Raw genomic sequence first — 21,053 nt, 5'->3', positions numbered from 1 at the left:
GCCCGCCGGACAGAGGAGAGATAGCCACGAGCCCGACCTTCCGCTCCCTCTCCCACCGCAACTACCGGCGCTACTTCGTCGCCAGCATCGTCTCGAACGTCGGGACCTGGATGCAGCGCGTCGCCCAGGACTGGCTGGTCCTCTCGATCCCCGGCAACGGCGGTGCCGAGCTCGGCATCACGACCGGCCTCCAGTTCCTCCCGATCCTGCTCCTCTCGCCGTACGCCGGCGTGGTCGCCGACCGCTTCCCGAAGCGCCGGCTGCTGCAGATCACCCAGGCGACCATGGCGCTCGCCGCCCTCCTGCTCGGCGTGGTCGCCGTCGCGGGGGAGGCGAGGACCGAGTACGTCTACGCCCTCGCGTTCGCCTTCGGCGTCGGCGCCGCCTTCGACGCGCCCGCCCGGCAGTCGTTCGTGTCCGAGATGGTCGGGCAGGACGACGTCACCAACGCCGTGAGCCTCAACTCCGCGGCGTTCAACACCGCCCGCATCGCCGGCCCGGCGTTGGCCGGCCTCCTGATCGGGCTGCTCGGCGGCGGCATGACCGCCACCGGCTGGGTGATCCTCGCCAACGCCGTGTCCTACTTCGCCGTGATCGTCCAGCTCGAGCGGATGGACACCGCGGCGCTCCACTCGCCGCGGCCGGCGGGGTGCCGCCCCGGGATGCTGCTCGAGGGCGTGCGCTACCTCGCCGGGCAGCCGAAGATGCTGATGATCCTCGTCGTCGTGTTCTTCGCCGGCACGTTCGGCATGAACTTCCAGATGACCTCCGCGCTGATGGCCACCGAGGAGTTCGGCAAGGGCGCGGGCGAGTTCGGTCTCCTCGGCTCCGCGCTCGCGGTCGGCTCGCTCACCGGCGCCCTCCTGGCCGCCGGTCGCACCCGGGTGCGCATGCGGCTGCTGCTCGCCGCAGGGGTCGCGTTCGGCGTCGCCGAGATCGTCGCGGGCCTGCTGCCGTCGTACGTCGCCTTCATGCTGTTCAGCCCGCTGATCGGCTTCAGCACGATCACGCTCCTCAACTCGGCGAACTCCACGCTCCAGGTCGAGTCCGACCCCGAGCTGCGCGGCCGGGTGATGGCGATCTACATGACGATCGTCATGGGCGGGACCCCGCTCGGAGCGCCCGTGATCGGCTGGATCGGGGAGACGTACGGCGCCCGCTGGACGCTGATCGTCGGCGGCTCGCTGGTGCTGCTCGGGGTGCTACTGGCGCTCGTCGTCCGGGCCGCCGCCGAACGGCGTGTCGCCGCGGCGGAACACCGTCCCGAGCCCGCCGTTGCGCGATTTGGCACCTGATCTGGCCCACGGGTAGGCTCGGTCATCGTGCCTGGGGCTCCTAGGCACGTCGCGCGCGCCCATCGACGGGCGTTCTCCACGGCACAAGAGCAAGACCGCAACACCCCCGCTCCGGCAGGTCGTCGGTGCGTGTGAGCAGACAGGAAAGGGAACCACCAGGTGCCCACCATCAACCAGTTGGTCCGCAAGGGCCGCCAGGACAAGGTGTCCAAGAACAAGACGCCTGCCCTGAAGGGTTCGCCCCAGCGTCGCGGTGTGTGCACCCGCGTCTACACCACCACCCCGAAGAAGCCGAACTCCGCCCTCCGGAAGGTCGCCCGTGTGCGCCTCTCCTCCGGCGTCGAGGTCACCGCTTACATCCCGGGTGAGGGTCACAACCTCCAGGAGCACTCGATCGTGCTCGTCCGCGGCGGTCGTGTGAAGGACCTGCCCGGTGTCCGCTACAAGGTCATCCGCGGTGCGCTCGACACCCAGGCCGTGAAGAACCGTAAGCAGGCGCGCAGCCGCTACGGCGCGAAGAAGGAGAAGTAAGGATGCCTCGCAAGGGTCCCGCGCCGAAGCGCCCCATCGACATCGACCCGGTCTACGGGTCCCAGCTCGTCAGCCAGCTGGTCTCCAAGGTCCTCCAGGACGGCAAGAAGCAGGTCGCCCAGCGGATCGTCTACTCCGCCCTCGAGGGCACCCGTGACAAGACCGGTGCCGACCCGGTGATCACCCTCAAGCGCGCGCTGGACAACGTCCGCCCCGCGATCGAGGTCAAGTCCCGCCGCGTCGGTGGTGCGACCTACCAGGTCCCGATCGAGGTCAAGGGCAACCGCGGCACCACGCTCGCGCTGCGCTGGCTCGTCGGCTACGCCCAGGAGCGGCGTGAGAAGACCATGGCCGAGCGCCTCATGAACGAGATCCTCGACGCCTCCAACGGCCTCGGTGCGGCCGTCAAGAAGCGCGAGGACACCCACAAGATGGCCGAGTCCAACAAGGCCTTCGCCCACTACCGCTGGTGATCGTGCGGCGGGAGCACGGCGCCAGCCGTCCTCCCGCCGGTCACCGCATCCCTGACTCCATTCAACCTAAGGAACGCTGACTCACGTGGCAGTCGACATCACGACGGACCTCAACGTCGTCCGCAACATCGGCATCATGGCGCACATCGACGCCGGCAAGACCACCACCACCGAGCGCATCCTGTTCTACACCGGTATCTCGTACAAGATCGGTGAGGTCCACGAGGGCGCGGCCACCATGGACTGGATGGAGCAGGAGCAGGAGCGCGGCATCACGATCACGTCGGCCGCGACGACCTGCTGGTGGAAGAACCACCAGATCAACATCATCGACACCCCGGGCCACGTCGACTTCACCGTCGAGGTGGAGCGCTCGCTGCGCGTCCTCGACGGTGCCGTCGCCGTCTTCGACGGCGTGGCCGGCGTCGAGCCGCAGTCGATGACCGTGTGGCGCCAGGCCAACAAGTACGCCGTCCCGCGGATGTGCTTCGTCAACAAGCTCGACCGCACCGGCGCCGACTTCTACAAGGTCGTCGACTCCATCGTCGACAAGCTCAACTCGACCCCGCTGGTCCTCCAGCTCCCGATCGGCGCCGAGTCCGACTTCATCGGCGTCGTCGACCTGGTCGAGATGAACGCGAAGGTCTGGCGCGGTGAGACCGCCCAGGGCGAGGACTACGTCGTCGAGGAGATTCCGGCCGACCTGGTCGAGAAGGCCGCCGAGTGGCGCGAGAAGCTCGTCGAGACCCTCGCCGAGGCCGACGACGACATCATGGAGGTCTACCTCGAGGACGGCGACGTCTTCGACGTGCCGACCCTGAAGGCCGCCATCCGCCGCGCGACCCTCGCCGACAAGCTCAACCCGATCCTCACCGGCACCGCGTTCAAGAACAAGGGCGTGCAGCCCCTGCTCGACGCGATCGTCGACTACCTCCCCTCGCCGCTCGACGTCGAGGCGATCGTCGGCCACAAGCCGGGTGCCGACGAGACCGAGGAGAACGAGGTCAAGCGGAAGCCGTCCGACGACGAGCCTCTCGCCGCGCTCGCGTTCAAGATCGCGGCCGACCCGCACCTCGGCAAGCTGACGTTCATCCGCGTCTACTCCGGCAAGCTCGAGGCGGGCGCCACGGTGCTCAACACCTCGAACGGCCGCAAGGAGCGGATCGGCAAGGTCTACCAGATGCACGCCAACAAGCGTGAGGAGATCGCGTCGGTCGGCGCCGGCCAGATCGTCGCCGTCATGGGCCTCAAGGACACCCGGACGGGCCACACGCTCTCCGACTCCAACCAGCAGGTCGTGCTGGAGTCGATGACGTTCCCCGCCCCGGTGATCGAGGTCGCCATCGAGCCGAAGACCAAGAGCGACCAGGAGAAGCTCGGCGTCGCGATCCAGCGGCTCGCCGAGGAGGACCCGACCTTCACCGTCAAGACCGACGAGGAGACGGGCCAGACCATCATCGCGGGCATGGGCGAGCTCCACCTGGAGGTCCTCGTCGACCGGATGAAGCGCGAGTTCCGCGTCGAGGCGACCGTCGGCAAGCCGCAGGTCGCCTACCGCGAGACCATCCGCGGCACGGTCTCCAACCACTCCTACACCCACAAGAAGCAGACGGGTGGCTCGGGTCAGTTCGCGAAGGTCGTCATCTCGCTGGAGCCGAACATCGACCCCGAGACCGGCACCGGCGCGGGCTACGAGTTCGTCAACAACGTCACCGGTGGTCGCGTGCCGAAGGAGTACATCCCCTCGGTCGACAACGGTGGCCAGGAGGCCATGGAGTTCGGCGTGCTCGCCGGCTACCCGATGGTCGACGTGAAGTTCACCCTCGAGGACGGCGCCTACCACGACGTCGACTCGTCCGAGCTCGCGTTCAAGATCGCCGGCCTGCAGTCCTTCAAGGAGGCAGCCCGGATGGCCAAGCCGGTCCTGCTGGAGCCGATGTTCGCCGTCGAGGTCACCACGCCGGAGAGCTTCCTCGGCACCGTGATCGGCGACATCAACTCCCGCCGTGGCCAGATCCGCGCGCAGGAGGAGCGTCACGGCGACCTGGTCGTCAGCGCCCTTGTGCCGCTGTCAGAGATGTTCGGGTACGTTGGCGACCTGAGGTCCAAGACCTCCGGCCAGGCCTCGTACTCGATGGAGTTCGACTCGTACGCCGAGGTTCCCACGAACGTCGCCGACGAGATCATCAAGAAGGCGCGCGGCGAGTAGTCACCGACTACTGGCAGCAGGCCTCGGCACCACCCCTTCAGTACGAGTCAGGTAAGTAAACACACCAGGAGGAGCCCCAGTGGCTAAGGCGAAGTTCGAGCGGACCAAGCCGCACGTGAACATCGGCACGATCGGTCACATCGACCACGGCAAGACCACGCTGACCGCGGCGATCTCGAAGGTCCTGCACGACAAGTACCCGGACCTCAACGAGGCGTCGCCGTTCGACTCGATCGACAAGGCTCCCGAGGAGCGGCAGCGCGGTATCACCATCTCGATCGCGCACATCGAGTACCAGACCGAGGCGCGCCACTACGCGCACGTCGACTGCCCCGGTCACGCGGACTACATCAAGAACATGATCACCGGTGCCGCGCAGATGGACGGCGCGATCCTGGTGGTTGCCGCGACCGACGGCCCGATGCCGCAGACCCGTGAGCACGTGCTGCTCGCCCGCCAGGTCGGCGTGCCGGCCCTGGTCGTGGCGCTCAACAAGTGCGACATGGTCGACGACGAGGAGCTCATCGAGCTCGTCGAGATGGAGGTGCGCGAGCTCCTCTCCGAGTACGAGTTCCCGGGCGACGACGTCCCCGTCGTGCGCGTGGCCGCCTTCCCGGCGCTCAACGGCGACCAGAAGTGGGCCGACTCGATCGCCGAGCTCATGACCGCGGTCGACGAGTACATCCCGCAGCCGGAGCGCGAGACCGACAAGCCGTTCCTCATGCCCGTCGAGGACGTCTTCACGATCACCGGTCGCGGCACGGTCATCACCGGCCGCATCGAGCGGGGCATCGTGCGGGTCAACGAGGAGGTCGAGATCGTCGGCATCCGCGAGACCTCGCAGAAGACCACCGTCACCGGTGTCGAGATGTTCCGCAAGCTCCTCGACGAGGGCCAGGCCGGTGAGAACGTCGGTCTCCTCCTCCGCGGCACCAAGCGCGAGGACGTCGAGCGCGGCATGGTCGTGATCAAGCCGGGCACGACCACCCCGCACACCAACTTCGAGGCCTCGGTCTACATCCTCTCGAAGGACGAGGGCGGCCGTCACACGCCGTTCTTCAACAACTACCGCCCGCAGTTCTACTTCCGCACGACGGACGTGACCGGCGTCGTTACCCTCCCCGAGGGCACCGAGATGGTCATGCCGGGTGACAACACCGAGATGTCGGTCGAGCTCATCCAGCCCATCGCGATGGACGAGGGCCTGCGGTTCGCGATCCGTGAGGGTGGCCGCACCGTCGGCGCCGGCCGGGTCACGAAGATTACGAAGTAGTTCGTGACCGTCTGATCAACGTCGGAAGCCCCCCGAGCCGCCAGGCGAGGGGGGCTTTCGCGTTGATGAGGTGGTCCGCCGCCTTCGTTGGGAGCCGAGTCGGCCGAAATTCGCACGCCCAGAATGCGAACTTCTGACGACTCGACCGCCTGAGCGTGCGAATTTCTGCCGACTCGGCGATCCCCGCCAGCGGCGCCCGCCCACAGCCCAGCTTCCGCGCCCACAGAGGACAGCACCACATGAACGATGAACGCACGCCTCCCGCGCGCCCCCACCTCAAACTCACCGAGGACGGCCGGCGGATGCGGGAGGTGCTCAGCTACTCCCGCCGCGGCAGCCGGTTCACGCCGCTCCAGGCGGAGGCCTGGGCGGCGCACAGCGAGGCGTGGGTGATCCCCGACGAGGCGGTCGACGACCCGTCGTTCTCGCTCGACGCCTGGTTCGGCCGTACGGCGCAGGAGCGCGACGGGCTGATCGTCGAGATCGGCCCCGGCGTAGGCGAGGCCACCGGGCCGCTCGCCGCCGCGCGGCCGACGTACGACGTGCTGGCCTTCGAGGTCTGGCGGCCCGGCGTGGCCTCGGCCCTGGCCCGGGTCGCCGAGGCCGGCGCGACCAACGTGCGCTTCTGCGGCGTCGACGCCGCGTGGTCGCTGGAGCACCTACTGGGGCCGGGGAGCATCGCCGAGCTGTGGACGTTCTTCCCCGACCCGTGGCACAAGACCCGCCACCACAAGCGGCGCCTGGTCAACGCCCGGTTCGCCGCGTTGGTCGCCGACCGGCTGCGGCCCGGTGGCGTGTGGCGGCTGGCCACGGACTGGGCCGACTACGCCGAGCAGATGGTCGAGGTCCTCGACGCCGAGCCCGCACTCGAGGGCGGCGTCGTGGAGCGGTGGGCCGAGCGTCCGGTCACGAAGTTCGAGCGCAAGGGCGTCGAGAAGGGCCGGCAGATCACCGACCTGTGCTACCGCCGGACCTGAGGATCTCCAGCTCCTCGTCGACGTAGGGGTCCTCCTCGCCGATCGCCTCCAGCTCTGCCTTCAGCGCGGTCTGCATCTCGAACGCTTCGTCGTTCCGGCCGAGGTTGCGCAGCGCCCACGCGACCATCCAGCGGGCGACGCGGGTGCGGCCGTCGTCGCCGATCCGCTCCCGCGCGGCGAGCGCCTCCTCGAACGCCGCGAGGGCGGCCGGCCAGTCCTCGGCGTCGGCGTGGGTCATCCCGACGTTGTTGAGCAGGGAGGCGTCCCAGTCACGGGCGCGCGGATCGGTGTTCGACCGCGCGAGGGCGAGCGCCGCCTCCGCGATCGCGACCTGCTCCTCCGGCGCGGCGACCAGCGCCACCATGTGGAGCGCGTCGACGTGCAGCTCGTCGAGCCCGACGGCCTGCGCGCGCCGTACGGCCTCTTCGAACACCGTCCGCGCGCCGTCGGGGTCGCCCGCGGACCGCAGCAACCGGCCCCGCTCGAGCAGCACTCGTACGGCGACCTCGGGCGACGACGCGGGGTCGAGCCCGTCGAGCAGCGCGTGCGCGGCGTCGTACCGCTCCTGGAGGCCGAGGGCCCGCGCCACCTGTGTCAGCAGCACGTCGCGCGCCGGGCCCTGCGCGTCGTCGGCGGCGGCGCGGAACCGCTGCTCCGAGCCGGCCGGATCGTCGAAGTCCCACAGGTCCGAGGGGTGCACCCGACGAGTCTGGCAGCCCGCGCGCGCCCACCGCAGGAGATCTTCCGGTCACAGGAGGTTCACCCACCCGTTCGGGCGTGTCGCCGTGATCGTCACCGGCGGAGGCGTACGTTCCCGAGTAATGACGGGTGGGGAAGCCCGTCACATCTGGAGGCCCGTTCGTGAACAACGACGTCAACACCCACCGGGTGGTGCAGGTGAACCCCTGCGACCCGGACCGGGTGGAGAGGCGCCGGCACCCCGGCGTTCGGGCAGGCACGCAGGTCCCCGCGCCACCGGGCACACCCGGTCCGCGCCTGCACGCCGTCTCCCGGTCCATCGCTGAGGAGTAGAGGACCGGGCGCGGGTGCGCGTGCGGTCGGTGAGGTGAGTCGTGGCAACCACGAAGTCCCAGTCCCGCTCCGCCAAGTCGCGCACCGCGGCGCAGCGCCGTACCTACGTCCTCGACACCAGCGTCCTGCTGGCCGACCCGGGGGCGATGCGGCGGTTCGCCGAGCACGAGGTGGTGCTGCCGGTCGTCGTGATCACCGAGCTCGAGGGGAAGCGCAACCACCCCGAGCTCGGCTACTTCGCGCGCAGTGCGCTGCGGATCCTCGACGAGATGCGGGTCAGCCACGGACGCCTCGACGAGGCCGTGCCCGTCGGCGACGAGGGCGGCACGCTCCGGGTCGAGCTCAACCACACCGACGCCGAGTCGCTGCCGTCCGGCTTCCGGCTCGGCGACAACGACACCCGGATCCTCGCCGTCGCCCGCAACCTCGCCAACGAGGGCAACGACGTCACCCTGGTCTCCAAGGACCTCCCGCTGCGCATCAAGGCCTCGGCCGTCGGCCTCGAGGCCGAGGAGTACCGCGGCGAGTCGATCTCCGACTCCGACACCGGCTACTCCGGGATGGAGGAGCTCGAGGTGGCGGCCGCCGACCTCGACGAGCTCTACGACGACGGCACGCTCGACCTCGGCGCCGCCCGCGACCTCCCGTGCCACACCGGCCTGGTGCTGCTCTCCGAGCGGGGTACGGCGCTGGGCCGCGTCGGTCCCGACAAACTGGTCCACCTGGTCCGCGGCGACCGCGAGGCGTTCGGCATCCACGGCCGCAGCGCCGAGCAGCGGATCGCGCTGGAGATGCTGCTCGACCCCGAGGTCGGCATCGTCTCGCTCGGTGGCCGCGCCGGCACCGGCAAGTCCGCGCTCGCGCTGTGCGCGGGCCTCGAGGCCGTGATGGAGCGTCAGCAGCACAAGAAGGTCGTGGTCTTCCGGCCGCTGTTCGCGGTGGGCGGCCAGGAGCTGGGCTACCTGCCGGGGTCGGAGTCGGAGAAGATGTCGCCCTGGGGGCAGGCGGTGTTCGACACCCTGGGCGCGCTCACCTCGCGCGACGTCGTCGACGAGATCCTCGACCGCGGGATGCTCGAGGTGCTGCCACTCACCCACATCCGCGGTCGCTCGCTGCACGACTCGTTCGTGATCGTCGACGAGGCGCAGTCGCTGGAGCGCAACGTGCTGCTCACGGTGCTGTCGCGGATCGGGGCGAACTCCAAGGTCGTGCTCACCCACGACGTCGCGCAGCGCGACAACCTGCGGGTGGGGCGGCACGACGGGATCGTGGCCGTGGTGGAGAAGCTGAAGGGGCACCCGCTGTTCTCGCACGTCACGCTCACGCGGTCGGAGCGGTCGCCGATCGCGGCTCTGGTGACGGAGATGTTGGAGAACGTGGTCGTGTAGGGGGGCTGCCGCCTGGGGTGGCTGCTGCCTCCTGTGGGGCCGCGCCCCTGATCCCGCCGCCCGGCGGCCGCCGGGCTTGCTCGCTCCGCCGCGCGCGACGCTCTGTGGCTCCTCGCCGCTTCGGTCGGGGCGTCGGCGCGTCGTCGCGAAATCGCCCGGCGGCCGCCGGGCTCTGGGATCCGGGGCGCGGCCGCCGCTGTTGCATGGGGTTGGGCGGCGCGTTGCGGCTCTTGCCTGTGTGGTGCTGCGGAAATGTGAGGGGGCTGACGGGGGTTGGTGGGGATTTTGTGCGGGATGTGAACGAATGTGACAACTGAGGCGGTGGAAACCGGGTGTGTGGGTTTGCATGAAGATGAGGGAGCAGGCAGGGTGTTCCGAGTCGCCGGGAGGACGGAAGGTCCTGCACCCACTGTGATGCGACGGACCTGCAGTCGAGCCCACGGATAAGAGCACTTGTCGAACAACGCGAAGCCCGCGCCCAAGCACCGCGGAGCGCCACGGCACGCTCATCTGAAGGAGACGCCGAAGAAGGCGTTCCGCAACACGATGGTCCTCTCCTCGGTCGCGCTGGCCGTGACCGGCGTGAGCGTCGGGGCGGGCGTGTTGCAGGAGGCGCCCGACGTGAGCGCTGCCGCCGGTGACATCGACCAGCCGCTGGGTGGTGGTGGCGGCGAGGCCACGGCGCCCGTCGACACCGGCGACCGGACGCCGATCCTGTCCCGCGACGACCAGCGCGACAGCGCCGACCCGGCCAAGGAGGCCGAGCTCGTCGGCAGCGACCCGGCCGCGATGACCGACACCCGCAGCCTCTCCGACTCCGACCCCAAGGACATCGCGCTCGCGCTGATGGGCGACTTCGGGTTCGGCTCCGACCAGTTCGGCTGCCTCGACTCGCTGTGGACCCGCGAGTCCAACTGGAATCCCTTCGCCGACAACCCGACGTCCTCGGCCTACGGCATCCCGCAGGCCCTGCCGGGCGAGAAGATGGCGAGCGCCGGCGCCGACTGGGCCACCAACCCGGTCACCCAGATCAAGTGGGGCCTCGGCTACATCCAGGACCGCTACGGCAGCCCCTGCGCGGCGTGGGGCCACTCCGAGTCCGTCGGCTGGTACTGACACCAGCGCGTCCCTCGTCAGGGGCGCCGCATGGTGCCATGATCGAACCATCTCGGACCGCGCAATCAGCGCGTCCACGGGGGAAGGACCTGGGATGGACGTCATCTGGTTTCTGATCACCACCCTCGTCGGGGGCCTCATCCTCGGCGCGCTCGGCAAGCTGGTCGCTCCCGGCGACCGCGACAACATCCCGTTCTGGCTGACGATCGTGTGCGGCATCGTCGGGATGCTCGTCGGCAGCTTCCTCTACTGGGGAGCGTTCGGCGAGAACAACAAGCCCTTCGACGGCCACGCCGCCACCTGGGACAACGCGACCAACGGCATCGACTGGATGCGGCACCTGTGGCAGGTCGGCGTCGCCGCGCTCGCCGTGATGGCCGCCGCGTTCGTCACGGGGCGCTCCAAGGCCAAGGTGTGACAGCCGGAGGTTTCGAGGCTCGTCGCTAGCGCTCCTCGCACCTCAACCACCGGCTACGGCCGGGTCATCGACTCGACGTCGAGCGCGGCGTCGAGCTGCTCGGTCGTGAGCTCGCCGCGGTCGACGTACCCCATCGCCAGCACGGTCTCGCGGATCGTGGCGCCGTCGGCGAGGGCCTGCTTGGCGACCTTGGCGGCGGCCTCGTAGCCGATGTACTTGTTCAGCGGCGTCACGACCGACGGGGAGGACTCGGCGTAGCGGCGCATCCGCTCCTCGTCGGCGGTGATGCCGTCGACACAGCGGGTCGCGAGCGTGCGCATCGCCGCCGACAGCAGGCGCACGGACTCGAGCACGTTGCGCGCGAGGACGGGCATCGCGACGTTGAGCTCGAAGCTGCCGCTGGCGCCGGCCGCGGTGACGGCGGCGTCGTTGCCGATGACCTGCATGCAGACCATGAGGGTGGCCTCCGGCAGCACCGGGTTGACCTTGCCCGGCATGATCGACGATCCCGGCTGGAGGTCGGGCAGGTGGATCTCGGCGAGACCCGTCGTGGGGCCCGAGCCCATCCAGCGGAGGTCGTTGCAGATCTTGGTCAGGCCGACCGCGATCGTGCGGAGCACGCCGCTGAGCTCCACCAGCGAGTCGCGGGTGCCCTGGGCCTCGAAGTGGTCGCGCGCCTCGGTGAACTCCTGGCCGGTCGCGTCGTTGAGGGCGGCGATCGCGGCCTGTGCGAAGCCGGCGGGCGTGTTGATCCCGGTGCCGACCGCGGTCCCGCCGAGCGGCAGCTCCCGCACCCGGGGGAGCACCGCGGCGAGCCGCTCCGCGCCGTACCGGACGGTCGCGGCGTAGCCGCCGAGCTCCTGGCCGAGCATCACCGGCGTCGCGTCCATCAGGTGGGTCCGGCCGGACTTCACCACGCCGGCGAACTCCTCGGCCTTGCCCTCGAGGGACGAGGCGAGGACGTCGAGCGCCGGGACCAGGTCGCCGGTGACCGCGAGCGTCGCCGCGACGTGGATGGCCGTGGGGAAGGTGTCGTTGCTCGACTGGCTCGCGTTGACGTGGTCGTTGGGGTGCACGTCGACCCCGGCGCGAGCGCACAGCGAGGAGATCACCTCGTTGGTGTTCATGTTGGAGCTGGTGCCCGAGCCGGTCTGGAAGACGTCGATCGGGAACTCGCCGTCGTGCTCACCGGCGGCCACCTCCCGCGCGGCCGCGACGATCGCGTCGGCCAGCTGCGCCTCGAGGACGCCGAGGGCCTTGTTGGCCGTCGCCGCCGCGGCCTTCACCTCGCCCAGGGCGTGGATCAGCGCGGGCTCGATCGGCGTCCCGCTGATCGGGAAGTTCTCGACCGCACGCTGCGTCTGCGCCTTCCAGAGCGCGTCCGCGGGCACGCGGACCTCCCCCATGGAGTCGTGCTCGATCCGGTACCCGTCGCCTGTCTCGGTCACACGACGACGATAGCCGGGTCTAGTCGAACAGCTCGCTGAGCCAGCTCTCCTTGCGCTTCTTCTTGTAGTAGCCCTGCTGGGGGTACGGCGCCTCGTGGCGCCGGCGGTCGTCGTACCCCTCGTAGCGCGGCTGCTGCTGCGGCGGCGGGGCCGCCTGCGGCGCCGGCGCGGTCAGCGACCGCTCGATGATCTTGTCGAGCTCGCCGCGGTCGAGCCACACGCCGCGGCAGGTCGGGCAGTAGTCGATCTCGATCCCGCTCCGCTCGCTCATCACCAGCGTGGTCTCGTCATTGGGGCAACGCATCGTCTCTCCTCGGTCGGGGTCTCGCTTCCTCAACGTACGCCGCGGGCCGCAGGGTTCCTCCGACCCCGGGAACACAGGAGAACCTCAGGGTCGGCTCGGGGCTCCGCCGGATGCGCCGTACGGCGGCCGCGCGCGAGTGTGGGGGCATGTCCTTCACGTTGAGCCGTCCGTGGCGCCGTGCCGTCCTCGCCCTGCACGTGCTGTGCGGCGCGGGCTGGATGGGCCTGGACATCGGCCTCGCGATCCTGGTCGCGACCGGGATGACGACCGACAGCGGCGGGACGGCGGCCGCCGCCTACACCGCGGCGCGGATCGTGATCCCGCCCGTGGTGCCGGTGCTGGCCGGCGGGATGCTCGTGACCGGCGTGCTGCTCGGGCTCGGCACCCGCTGGGGGCTGGTGCAGTGGACCTGGGTCCTGTCCAAGCTCTGCATCGGCATCGTGCTGACCGTGCTGGTGGCCGTCGCGCTGCTGCCCGGCGTGCTGGCCGTCCCGACCGAGCTGACCGGTTCCGCCGACGCCGTCCGCAGCCAGGTCGGGGACGAGGCCACCGGCCTGATGTTCCCGCCGGTCGTCTCCTTCCTCATGCTCGGCACGTCGCTCGTGCTGTCGATCTGGAAGCCCGGCGGACGGACCCGCTGGGCCCGTTGACGGCCCGCCGAGCACGGATGCCGCCCGCCCGTCCGGGTACGGGACAGGGAGAAGAAGCGACACCCGAGCAGGAGCCAGGAGAAGGAGGACAGCATGACCACCGCACGCGAGATCATGACCGGCGACGCGGAGTGCGTCACGACCGGCGACACCCTCGTCGACGCCGCCCGGAAGATGCGGGACCTCGAGGTCGGCGCACTGCCGATCTGCGGAGAGGACCACCGGCTCAAGGGCATCATCACCGACCGCGACATCGTGGTGCACTGCGTCGCCGAGGGCGGCGATCCGAGCACGATCAAGGTCGAGACGTTGGCCGAGGGCAAGCCGGTGACGATCGGCGCCGACGACAGCGTCGAGGAGGCGCTGCACACGATGGCGCAGCACAACGTGCGCCGGCTGCCGGTGATCGACGGGCACGAGCTGATCGGGATGGTCAGCCAGGCCGACATCGCCAAGAACCTCCCCGAGGACAAGGTCGGAGAGCTGGTCGAGGCGATCTCCGGCGCGCCGCCGAACAGCTGACGCCGGCCGCGGCGGCGGCGACCGTTGCCGGGTGGTCACCTGCTGTTTACCCTGAGCGAGGATTCCGGATATCCCCGTCCGGACCTCGACCCTCGGGAGCAGCAGATGACGCTGGATCGCAGGACCCTGGTCAAGTCAGCCGCCGCCCTCTCGGCGGCCGGTCCGTTCGCGGGCCTTGTCGCGCCCGGTGCGGCGCACGCGCGGCCGACCGCGGCGTCGCTCGTGCCGATCAAGGACAAGCGCGACGGGGTGGTCCGGCTCCACCTGCCGCGCGGCTTCAGCTATCGCTCGTTCCACGACACCGAGGCGCCCGTCGTGCTGACCGACGGCACCCGGTTGCCCGGCCGCCACGACGGGATGGGCGCGTTCCGCGGGCCGGACGACACGGTGCTCCTCGTGCGCAACCACGAGGTCAACAACCCGCGCCCGGCGTTCGGCCCGACCGGCGCCAACGTCCCGGCGCCGTACGACCCGATGGCTGGCGGCGGCACCACCACGATCCAGGTGACCCGGCACGGGGAGGAGGTGCGGTCGTTCACCAGCCTCAACGGCACGATGATGAACTGCTCAGGCGGGCAGATGCCGTGGGGCGCGTGGGTCACGTGCGAGGAGACCGTCAACGGTCCCGACGTCGCGCCCGACTTCACCGGTGCGTCCAACGTGCCGCTGACCAAGCCGCACGGATACGTCTTCGAGGTCCCGGCCAGCCACCAGCCGGGGGCCGGCCAGTCGACGCGTGAGCCGATCCGCAACGCGGGCCGGTTCGCGCACGAGGCGGTGTCGTTCGACCCCGAGGACGGCTTCCTCTACCTCACCGAGGACAACTTCGCGTTCGCCTCGGGCTTCTACCGCTACTGCCCGCCGTCGCACCCGATGGAGGTCGGCCGGCTCGAGGACGGCGGCACCCTGCAGATGCTCAAGGTCGCAGGTGCCGACAACGCGCACCTCGAGGCCGCGCAGGTCGCGGGCACGACGTACGACGTGGAGTGGGTCGACATCACCGAGCCCGACGTGCTCTACGACTACACGCCGGGCCAGACCGCCCCGACGCCCAACGACACCGCGCTCACCCACGTCAGCAGCCAGGGCTGGGTCCAGGGCGCGGCGTACTTCTCCCGGCTCGAGGGCCAGGTCTACGACGACGGCGTCGTCTACTTCACCTCCACCCAGGGAGGCGGCGCCGCGGAGGCCGGCACGCACAACCCGGCCGGGTTCGGCCGAGGATCCGGCCAGGTCTGGGCCTACGACACCCGCGCCCAGACGCTCCGGGTCGTCTTCCAGTCCTCGGGCCCGCTCCAGCTCGACCTGCCCGACAACATCACGACCTCGCCGCGCGGCACCCTCGTGGTCTGCGAGGACAACGTCAACGACAACTACCTGCGCGGCCTGTCGCCGAGCGGTTCGCTCTGGGACATCGCGCTCAACCGGCTGCGCAGCGCCGCGGGCACCGACCGCAGCAACGACGAGTTCGCCGGCTCGACCTTCAGTCCCGACGGGCACACGCTGTTCGTCAACATCCAGGCGTCGGCCGGGATGTCGTTCGCCATCTGGGGGCCGTGGCGGAAGATCGGGGTCTGAGACGCCCTAGGCTGTCCGGGTGGTCGACGAGGTCCGCAGGTCGCGACTGATCTACGGCTGCATGGGCCTGGGCGGCTCCTGGGAGGACGGGTCGTACGACGACGGCGCCGTGCGTCGAGCGCAGGACGCCGTGGAGGCTGCCCTCGAGGCTGGTATCGATCGCTTCGACCACGCCGACATCTACCGACGCGGCAGCGCGGAGACGGTGTTCGGCGAGGTCTTGCGGCGCTCGCCCGGGCTGCGCGATCGCGTCGTGGTCCAGGGGAAGGTCGGCATCCGGCTCGCGGAGCCGGGTGCGGTGGCCCACTACGACCTGAGCGCAGGGGCCATCCGGGCGCGGGTGCTGGAGAGCCTGCGCAGGCTCGGCACCGACCGGCTCGACGTGCTGCTGCTGCACCGTCCCGACCCGCTGCTGGAGCCGGACGAGGTGGCCGAGGCGGTGGCGGGCCTGCAGCGCGACGGCCTGGTGGGCGAGGTCGGCGCCTCCAACATGTCGGCGGCCCAGCTCGCCGAGCTCCAGCGCGCGCTTCCGACGCCGCTCGTCGCCGACCAGCTGGAGATGAGCCTGGCGCGCCACGGCTTCGTGGACTCCGCGATCCTCGTCAACCACCCGGAGGGCGCCGGGGTGGACTTCCCGCACGGCACCCTCGAGCACTGCCGGCGACACGGGATCGAGCTGCAGGCCTGGGGCTCGCTCGCGGGCGGCCGCTACAGCGGGGCGACCCAGGACGACCAGCCCGCGGCGGCCGTCGTCAGCCGGATGGCCGAGGAGCACGGGGTCGAGCCGGAGGCCGTCGTCCTGGGCTGGCTGATGCGCCACCCGGCCCGGATCGCGCCGGTGATCGGCACGACGAACCCGGGCCGGATCCGCGCCTGCGCCGCTGCCGAGCGGGTGGCGGCGGCGATGACCCGCGTCGAGTGGTACGAGCTGCTGGGCGCCGCGCGCGGGCGACCCGTGCCCTGACGCCCGCTCTTCGGGTGCCCGGTCAGCGCTCGCGGGAGCGCACCCGGATCCCGGTGATCGGCACGGTGACGGCGCCGCCCGGGTCGGTGAAGAAGTCGTTCCCCTTGTCGTCGACGACGATGAAGGCGGGGAAGTCCTCGACCTCGATCTTCCAGACGGCCTCCATCCCGAGCTCGGGATACTCGATGACCTCCTGGCTCTTGATGCAGTCCTGGGCGAGCCGGGCGGCCGGGCCGCCGATCGAGCCGAGGTAGAACCCGCCGTGGGTGCCGCAGGCCTCGGTGACGACCTTGGAGCGGTTGCCCTTGGCCAGCATCACCATCGAGCCGCCGGCCGCCTGGAACTGCTCGACGTAGGAGTCCATCCGCCCGGCCGTCGTCGGGCCGAACGACCCCGACGCCATGCCCTCGGGCGTCTTCGCCGGGCCGGCGTAGTAGACCGGGTGGTTCCTCAGGTAGTCGGGCATCTCCTCGCCCGCGTCGAGGCGCTCCTTGATCTTGGCGTGCGCGATGTCGCGCGCGACGACGAGCGGTCCGGTCAGCGACAGCCGCGTCTTGACCGGGTGCCTCGACAGCTCGGCGAGGATGTCAGCCATCGGCTGGTTGAGGTCGATCTTGACGACCTCGCCACCGGAGATGTCCTCGGCGACGCCGGCGTCGGGCATGTACTGCGCGGGGTCGGTCTCGAGCTGCTCGAGGAAGACGCCGTCGGCGGTGATCTTGCCGAGCGCCTGGCGGTCGGCCGAGCACGACACCGCGATCGCGACCGGGCAGCTGGCGCCGTGCCGGGGGAGCCGGACCACCCGCACGTCGTGGCAGAAGTACTTGCCGCCGAACTGGGCCCCGATGCCGAACGACTGGGTGAGCTCGAAGACCTGCTGCTCGAGCTCGAGGTCGCGGAAGCCGTGCGCGCTCATCGAGCCCCCGGTCGGCAGGTCGTCGAGGTAGTGGGCGCTCGCGTACTTCGCGGTCTTGAGGGCGTACTCCGCGCTGGTGCCGCCGATCACGACCGCGAGGTGGTACGGCGGGCAGGCCGCCGTGCCGAGCGAGCGGATCTTCTCGTCGAGGAACTGCAGCAGCCGGTCGGGGTTGAGGACGGCCTTCGTCTCCTGGAAGAGGAACGACTTGTTGGCCGAGCCGCCGCCCTTCGCCATGAAGAGGAACTTGTACTCCGGCTTCCCGTCCTCGGTCGGCGTCGAGTACATCTCGATCTGGGCCGGCAGGTTGGTGCCGGTGTTCTTCTCCTCGTACGTCGTCAGCGGTGCGAGCTGGCTGTAGCGCAGGTTGAGCTTCGTGTAGGCGTCGTACACGCCCTTGCTGATGTGCTCGGCGTCGTTGGCGCCCGTCAGCACGCCCTCGCTCTTCTTCGCCATCACGATCGCCGTGCCGGTGTCCTGGCACATCGGGAGCACGCCGCCGGCGGAGATGTTGACGTTCTTCAGCAGGTCGAGCGCGACGAACCGGTCGTTGCCCGACGCCTCGGGGTCGTCGATGATCTTGCGCAGCTGGCGGAGGTGGCCGGGCCGCAGGTAGTGGGAGATGTCGTGCATCGCCTCCGCGGTGAGCAGCCGGATCGCCTCCGGGTCGACCTTGAGGAAGGTCCGCCCGTCGACCTCCATCGTGCTGACGCCCTCGGACGTCACCAGCCGGTACGGCGTCTCCGGCTCGCCGTTGGACCCGTGGGTCGGGAGGAGGTCGGAGTAGAGGAACTCTGCGTCAGCCACGAACGGTGAGAATATCCGCCCCGCGCTGTCACACCCCAGTCGCGGCCGGTGTCTGGATGTCGTACCCAACCGGACACAGGAGGACAGATGAGCGACACCCGGATCCAACCGGCGGAGATCACCGGCTTCAAGGGCATGCTGATCAAGCGGTTCGCGAAGAAGATGCTCGGTCAGGTGCCGACGTCGATCGGCGTCTACTGGCACAACCAGCCGGTCCTGATGTCGATGTCCGGCTTCGGCCAGAAGGTGCAGAAGTGGAACGCGTGTGACGAGCAGCTCAAGACCTTCGCCCACATGGCCGTCGCCTCGCAGGTCGGCTGCACCTGGTGCCTGGACTTCAACTACTTCGAGGCGAAGAACAAGAACCTCGACATGGTCAAGGCCCGGGAGGTGCCGCGCTGGCGCGAGTCCGACGCGTTCACGCCGCTCGAGCGGCAGGTGATGGAGTACGCCGAGGCGATGTCGCAGACCGAGCCGACCGTGACCGACGAGCTGGTCGCCGGGCTCGTGAAGGAGCTGGGCGAGGCGGCGGTCATCGAGCTGACCGCGACCATCGCGTTCGCGAACTTCACCACCCGCGGCAACGTCGCGCTCGGCATCGAGTCGGACGGCTTCGCCGCGGCGTGCGGGTTGAAGCCGCTCGCCGAGCGGACGCCGCGACCGACGGTAGCCTCCGTCTCATGAGCGAAGCCGTCGGCGAGACCGACCCGTTCGTCACCCACCGCAGCCTGCTCTTCACCGTCGCCTACGAGATGCTCGGCTCCGCCAGCGATGCCGAGGACGCGGTGCAGGAGACGTGGCTGCGGTGGGCGGCGCTCGACGACGAGAAGCGCGCCGAGGTCCGCGACCCGCGGGCCTACCTGGTGCGGATCGCCACCCGGCAGTCCCTCAACCGGCTCCGCACGCTCGCGCGCCGCAAGGAGGACTACGTGGGCGAGTGGCTGCCCGAGCCGCTGCTCACCAGCCCCGACGTGGCCGAGGACGTCGAGCTGGCCGAGAGCGTCTCGATCGCGATGCTCACGGTGCTCGAGACGCTGACGCCGACGGAGCGTGCCGTGTTCGTGCTCCGCGAGGTCTTCGACCTGCCGTACGACGAGATCGCGGAGGCGGTCGAGAAGTCGGCGGCCGCCGTACGCCAGATCGCGCACCGGGCCCGCGAGCACGTGCAGGCCCGGCGCCCGCGGGTGGAGGTCGACCACGCGCAGCAGCGCGAGGTGCTGGAGCGGTTCCGCGCCGTGCTCGAGGGCGGCGGCGACGTCCAGGCGCTGATGGACGTGCTCGCGCCCGACGTGGTGCTCATCCCCGACGGCGGCGGGATCGCCGCGGCTGCGCGGAAGCCCATCCACGGCGCGGGCAAGATCGCGGCGTTCCTCTCGCACTTCCGGCAGTACGCCGACGAGGTCACGATCGAGATGCTGTGGGTCAACGGTGCCCCGGCGATGCGGATGTCCGGCCCCGAACCGGTCGGCACGACTGTCGTCAGCATCCTCGTGGACGAAGGGCGCATCACGCGATTGTTCGCGATGCGCAACCCGCAGAAGCTGGCGCGGCTCGACGAGGAGGTCGCCCTCGGTCGGTGACCTCGGTCGGTGGCGAGGTGTCTACTTGCCCCATGACCGACGACCTCTGGCAGGTGCAGCGCCTCGACCTCGACGGCTATCTCGCGCGGATCGGGGTCGAGGCGAAGCCGCCCTCGCGGGCCGCGCTCGACGAGCTGCACGAGGCGCACCTGCGGACGTTCACGTTCGACAACATCGACGTGCTGCTCGAGCAGCACCCCGGCGTGCTGCTCGACGCGGTGGCCGAGAAGTTCGTCGGCCGCGGCCGCGGGGGCTACTGCTTCGAGCACGGCACCCTGCTGGCCGCGGCGCTCGAGCGCCTGGGCTACGACGTCAGCCGGCAACTGGGCCGGGTGGGTGCGCCGACCGCGTCGGCGCGCACGCACTGCGTCGTGTTCGTGACCATCGACGGCCGGCGGGTGATGTGCGACCCCGGCTTCGGGCTCAGCATCGTGCGGCCGATCGAGCTCGTCGACGGCGCCGAGGTGACCCAGCGCGGCCACCGGTTCCGGATGAGCGAGACCCCGCTGGGCTGGCAGCTCTCACGGTGGCACCAGGGCGCGTGGGAGACGATGCACACGACCGACGAGGCGGCCGTCGTGCCGGACGACCTGGTGATGGGCCACCACTTCACCAGCACCCTGCCGACCTCGCACTTCCGCGCCGGGCTGCGGCTCACCAAGCTCGAGGCCGACCGCCACGTCAGCCTGAGCAGCGATGCGGTCACGATCCGCCGCGAGGGCGAGCCCACGGAGCACAGGGAGCTCGCCGGCGGTGAGGTGGCGGACTGGCTGCACGAGCTCGGCGTACCCCTGACCGATGACGAGGAGCAGCGGCTGCTCAAGCGCCTCGCCGAGCTGGCTGCGGGGTAGGGCTCAGCTGCGCGCGGACCGCGCGGCCTCCGCTGCGCGTTCGACCCACCGGGGCGTCTCGCCGTAGCGCTGGCCCGGGATGATCTCGCCCGCGGCGTGGCACTCGACGAGCTGGGTCATCCGGCGGTCGCGGGTCGCCTGCTGCTTGGCGCTCATCACCCAGTTGACGCAGAGCTTGCGGTAGGACGGCGTCGCCGCCTCCCAGAACGCCGTGGCGGGCGGGACTGCGGCGAGCTGCGCGGCGTAGTCGTCGGGGAACGCCAGCTCCCCGTCGACCTCGTGGGTGTAGGGCGCCGGCGCCTGCCGCCGCTGCTCGTAGATCGCGAGGCCGCTCGGTTGCATCCGGCCCTCGGCGATCAGCTGCTCGACCAGCGCCAGGTTGACCTTGCTCCAGTTGCTGGTGCGCTTGCGCGGTGTCCACCGCTGGCGCACCGAGTCGTCGTCGATGCGCTGGGCGACCGAGTCGATCCAGCCCCAGCACAGCGCCTCGGGCACGGCGTCCTTCCAGGTCAGGCCGTGGTCGGGCACGTGCTTCTTGTAGAGCCCCATCCAGAGCTCGGTCTCGGTGTCGTGGTTCGCCGCCAGCCAGGCGCCGAACTCCGCTGCGTCACGGAAGAAGCGCGCCGGGCGCTCAGGGGTGCCGCCCATCCGGCCGGGGCCGGAGTCCCGCATGTCCTGCATGTCCTCAGGCTCCCACGCGCCGCCGACACCCGGTGCGAGA

At 70.4% G+C, this 21,053-nt stretch carries 21 protein-coding genes; 16 read left to right on the top strand and 5 right to left on the bottom strand.

What is annotated here, in order from left to right; genetic code table 11:
- The first annotated feature begins 20 nt into the window (after nt 1–20).
- The 6 genes from HNR19_RS17305 (at nt 21) to trmB (ending at nt 6,758) form a co-directional block, all read left to right on the top strand.
- Complete coding sequence (locus HNR19_RS17305) at nt 21–1,295, top strand: MFS transporter (RefSeq protein WP_179670350.1); 1,275 nt, start codon at nt 21–23, stop codon at nt 1,293–1,295.
- A gap of 159 nt (nt 1,296–1,454) precedes the next feature.
- Complete coding sequence (gene rpsL / locus HNR19_RS17300) at nt 1,455–1,826, top strand: 30S ribosomal protein S12 (protein WP_179669067.1); 372 nt, start codon at nt 1,455–1,457, stop codon at nt 1,824–1,826.
- 2 nt (nt 1,827–1,828) lie between these two features.
- Nucleotides 1,829–2,299, top strand: a complete 471-nt coding sequence (gene rpsG / locus HNR19_RS17295; RefSeq protein ID WP_179669066.1) for a 30S ribosomal protein S7 — start codon at nt 1,829–1,831, stop codon at nt 2,297–2,299.
- An 85-nt stretch (nt 2,300–2,384) separates the two neighbouring features.
- Complete coding sequence (gene fusA / locus HNR19_RS17290) at nt 2,385–4,508, top strand: elongation factor G (protein ID WP_179669065.1); 2,124 nt, start codon at nt 2,385–2,387, stop codon at nt 4,506–4,508.
- 79 nt (nt 4,509–4,587) lie between these two features.
- Complete coding sequence (gene tuf / locus HNR19_RS17285) at nt 4,588–5,781, top strand: elongation factor Tu (protein WP_179669064.1); 1,194 nt, start codon at nt 4,588–4,590, stop codon at nt 5,779–5,781.
- Nucleotides 5,782–6,020: 239 nt separating this feature from the next.
- The gene (gene trmB, locus HNR19_RS17280; RefSeq protein WP_179669063.1) at nt 6,021–6,758 is read left to right on the top strand and encodes a tRNA (guanosine(46)-N7)-methyltransferase TrmB; all 738 of its coding nucleotides are present in this window, start codon (nt 6,021–6,023) and stop codon (nt 6,756–6,758) included.
- Here trmB and HNR19_RS23620 read toward each other — a convergent pair.
- Entirely contained in the window at nt 6,730–7,458 is a 729-nt protein-coding gene (locus HNR19_RS23620) for a tetratricopeptide repeat protein (protein ID WP_179669062.1), read from the bottom strand. The two genes, trmB and HNR19_RS23620, sit on opposite strands and share 29 nt — an antisense overlap.
- A 373-nt stretch (nt 7,459–7,831) precedes the next feature.
- Here HNR19_RS23620 and phoH2 point away from each other — a divergent pair, with 373 nt between their 5' ends.
- The 3 genes from phoH2 (at nt 7,832) to HNR19_RS17260 (ending at nt 10,712) form a co-directional block, all read left to right on the top strand.
- Nucleotides 7,832–9,178 (top strand): RNA 5'-3' helicase PhoH2, encoded by a 1,347-nt coding sequence (gene phoH2, locus HNR19_RS17270; RefSeq protein ID WP_179669061.1) that lies wholly within the window; start codon nt 7,832–7,834, stop codon nt 9,176–9,178.
- 453 nt (nt 9,179–9,631) lie between these two features.
- The gene (locus HNR19_RS17265) at nt 9,632–10,294 is read left to right on the top strand and encodes an aggregation-promoting factor C-terminal-like domain-containing protein (protein ID WP_179669060.1); all 663 of its coding nucleotides are present in this window, start codon (nt 9,632–9,634) and stop codon (nt 10,292–10,294) included.
- 94 nt (nt 10,295–10,388) lie between these two features.
- A complete protein-coding gene (locus HNR19_RS17260) occupies nt 10,389–10,712 on the top strand; it encodes a GlsB/YeaQ/YmgE family stress response membrane protein (protein WP_179669059.1) in 324 nt (107 codons plus the stop codon).
- Nucleotides 10,713–10,765: 53 nt separating this feature from the next.
- On the opposite strand, the gene HNR19_RS17255 is transcribed toward HNR19_RS17260, so the two are convergent.
- Nucleotides 10,766–12,160: an aspartate ammonia-lyase gene (locus tag HNR19_RS17255; protein ID WP_179669058.1), complete on the bottom strand. Its 1,395-nt coding sequence runs from the start codon at nt 12,158–12,160 to the stop codon at nt 10,766–10,768.
- Between the two features lie 19 nt (nt 12,161–12,179).
- Nucleotides 12,180–12,464: a TFIIB-type zinc ribbon-containing protein gene (locus HNR19_RS17250; RefSeq protein WP_179669057.1), complete on the bottom strand. Its 285-nt coding sequence runs from the start codon at nt 12,462–12,464 to the stop codon at nt 12,180–12,182.
- A gap of 146 nt (nt 12,465–12,610) precedes the next feature.
- Between HNR19_RS17250 and HNR19_RS17245 the strand changes: the two genes are divergently transcribed.
- The 4 genes from HNR19_RS17245 (at nt 12,611) to HNR19_RS17230 (ending at nt 16,178) form a co-directional block, all read left to right on the top strand.
- Nucleotides 12,611–13,114, top strand: coding sequence for a hypothetical protein (locus tag HNR19_RS17245; RefSeq protein ID WP_179669056.1), 504 nt, complete (start codon nt 12,611–12,613; stop codon nt 13,112–13,114).
- A 93-nt stretch (nt 13,115–13,207) separates the two neighbouring features.
- Complete coding sequence (locus HNR19_RS17240) at nt 13,208–13,636, top strand: CBS domain-containing protein (protein WP_179669055.1); 429 nt, start codon at nt 13,208–13,210, stop codon at nt 13,634–13,636.
- Nucleotides 13,637–13,741: 105 nt separating this feature from the next.
- Nucleotides 13,742–15,214 carry a PhoX family protein gene (locus tag HNR19_RS17235; protein WP_179669054.1) on the top strand — a complete coding sequence of 491 codons (1,473 nt, stop codon included), beginning with the start codon at nt 13,742–13,744 and terminating at the stop codon, nt 15,212–15,214.
- 19 nt (nt 15,215–15,233) lie between these two features.
- The gene (locus HNR19_RS17230; RefSeq protein WP_218910300.1) at nt 15,234–16,178 is read left to right on the top strand and encodes an aldo/keto reductase; all 945 of its coding nucleotides are present in this window, start codon (nt 15,234–15,236) and stop codon (nt 16,176–16,178) included.
- 22 nt (nt 16,179–16,200) lie between these two features.
- On the opposite strand, the gene HNR19_RS17225 is transcribed toward HNR19_RS17230, so the two are convergent.
- On the bottom strand, nt 16,201–17,901 hold the full coding sequence (locus tag HNR19_RS17225; RefSeq protein WP_343047252.1) for a fumarate hydratase: 1,701 nt from the start codon (nt 17,899–17,901) through the stop codon (nt 16,201–16,203).
- Between the two features lie 87 nt (nt 17,902–17,988).
- On the opposite strand from HNR19_RS17225, the gene HNR19_RS17220 reads away from it, so the two are divergent.
- Genes HNR19_RS17220 through HNR19_RS17210 form a run of 3 tightly spaced genes read left to right on the top strand, consistent with a single transcriptional unit; the run spans nt 17,989 to nt 20,332 of the window.
- A complete protein-coding gene (locus HNR19_RS17220) occupies nt 17,989–18,585 on the top strand; it encodes a carboxymuconolactone decarboxylase family protein (RefSeq protein WP_179669053.1) in 597 nt (198 codons plus the stop codon).
- Complete coding sequence (locus tag HNR19_RS17215; protein WP_179669052.1) at nt 18,582–19,481, top strand: RNA polymerase sigma-70 factor; 900 nt, start codon at nt 18,582–18,584, stop codon at nt 19,479–19,481. Before HNR19_RS17220 ends, HNR19_RS17215 begins: the two co-directional genes overlap by 4 nt.
- 32 nt (nt 19,482–19,513) lie before the next feature.
- Nucleotides 19,514–20,332 (top strand): arylamine N-acetyltransferase family protein, encoded by an 819-nt coding sequence (locus tag HNR19_RS17210; protein ID WP_179669051.1) that lies wholly within the window; start codon nt 19,514–19,516, stop codon nt 20,330–20,332.
- 3 nt (nt 20,333–20,335) lie between these two features.
- On the opposite strand, the gene HNR19_RS17205 is transcribed toward HNR19_RS17210, so the two are convergent.
- Nucleotides 20,336–21,013 (bottom strand): YdeI/OmpD-associated family protein, encoded by a 678-nt coding sequence (locus HNR19_RS17205; protein ID WP_218910299.1) that lies wholly within the window; start codon nt 21,011–21,013, stop codon nt 20,336–20,338.
- Nucleotides 21,014–21,053 lie beyond the last annotated feature (40 nt).

This window comes from Nocardioides thalensis (genome assembly GCF_013410655.1).
Taxonomy (GTDB): Bacteria; Actinomycetota; Actinomycetes; order Propionibacteriales; family Nocardioidaceae; genus Nocardioides; species Nocardioides thalensis.
Note: the sequence above shows the minus strand (reverse complement) of the source record. Positions and strands in the feature narration are given on the sequence as shown.

Excerpts from the sequence above, each read along its gene's own strand:
- rpsG (WP_179669066.1), top strand. The coding sequence starts at position 1,829 with ATGCCTCGCAAGGGTCCCGCGCCGAAGCGCCCCATCGACATCGACCCG.
- trmB (WP_179669063.1), top strand. The coding sequence starts at position 6,021 with ATGAACGATGAACGCACGCCTCCCGCGCGCCCCCACCTCAAACTCACC.
- HNR19_RS17260 (WP_179669059.1), top strand. The coding sequence starts at position 10,389 with ATGGACGTCATCTGGTTTCTGATCACCACCCTCGTCGGGGGCCTCATC.
- HNR19_RS17250 (WP_179669057.1), bottom strand. The coding sequence starts at position 12,464 with ATGCGTTGCCCCAATGACGAGACCACGCTGGTGATGAGCGAGCGGAGC.
- HNR19_RS17245 (WP_179669056.1), top strand. The coding sequence starts at position 12,611 with ATGTCCTTCACGTTGAGCCGTCCGTGGCGCCGTGCCGTCCTCGCCCTG.
- HNR19_RS17240 (WP_179669055.1), top strand. The coding sequence starts at position 13,208 with ATGACCACCGCACGCGAGATCATGACCGGCGACGCGGAGTGCGTCACG.
- HNR19_RS17235 (WP_179669054.1), top strand. The coding sequence starts at position 13,742 with ATGACGCTGGATCGCAGGACCCTGGTCAAGTCAGCCGCCGCCCTCTCG.
- HNR19_RS17220 (WP_179669053.1), top strand. The coding sequence starts at position 17,989 with ATGAGCGACACCCGGATCCAACCGGCGGAGATCACCGGCTTCAAGGGC.
- HNR19_RS17215 (WP_179669052.1), top strand. The coding sequence starts at position 18,582 with ATGAGCGAAGCCGTCGGCGAGACCGACCCGTTCGTCACCCACCGCAGC.
- HNR19_RS17210 (WP_179669051.1), top strand. The coding sequence starts at position 19,514 with ATGACCGACGACCTCTGGCAGGTGCAGCGCCTCGACCTCGACGGCTAT.
- HNR19_RS17205 (WP_218910299.1), bottom strand. The coding sequence starts at position 21,013 with ATGCAGGACATGCGGGACTCCGGCCCCGGCCGGATGGGCGGCACCCCT.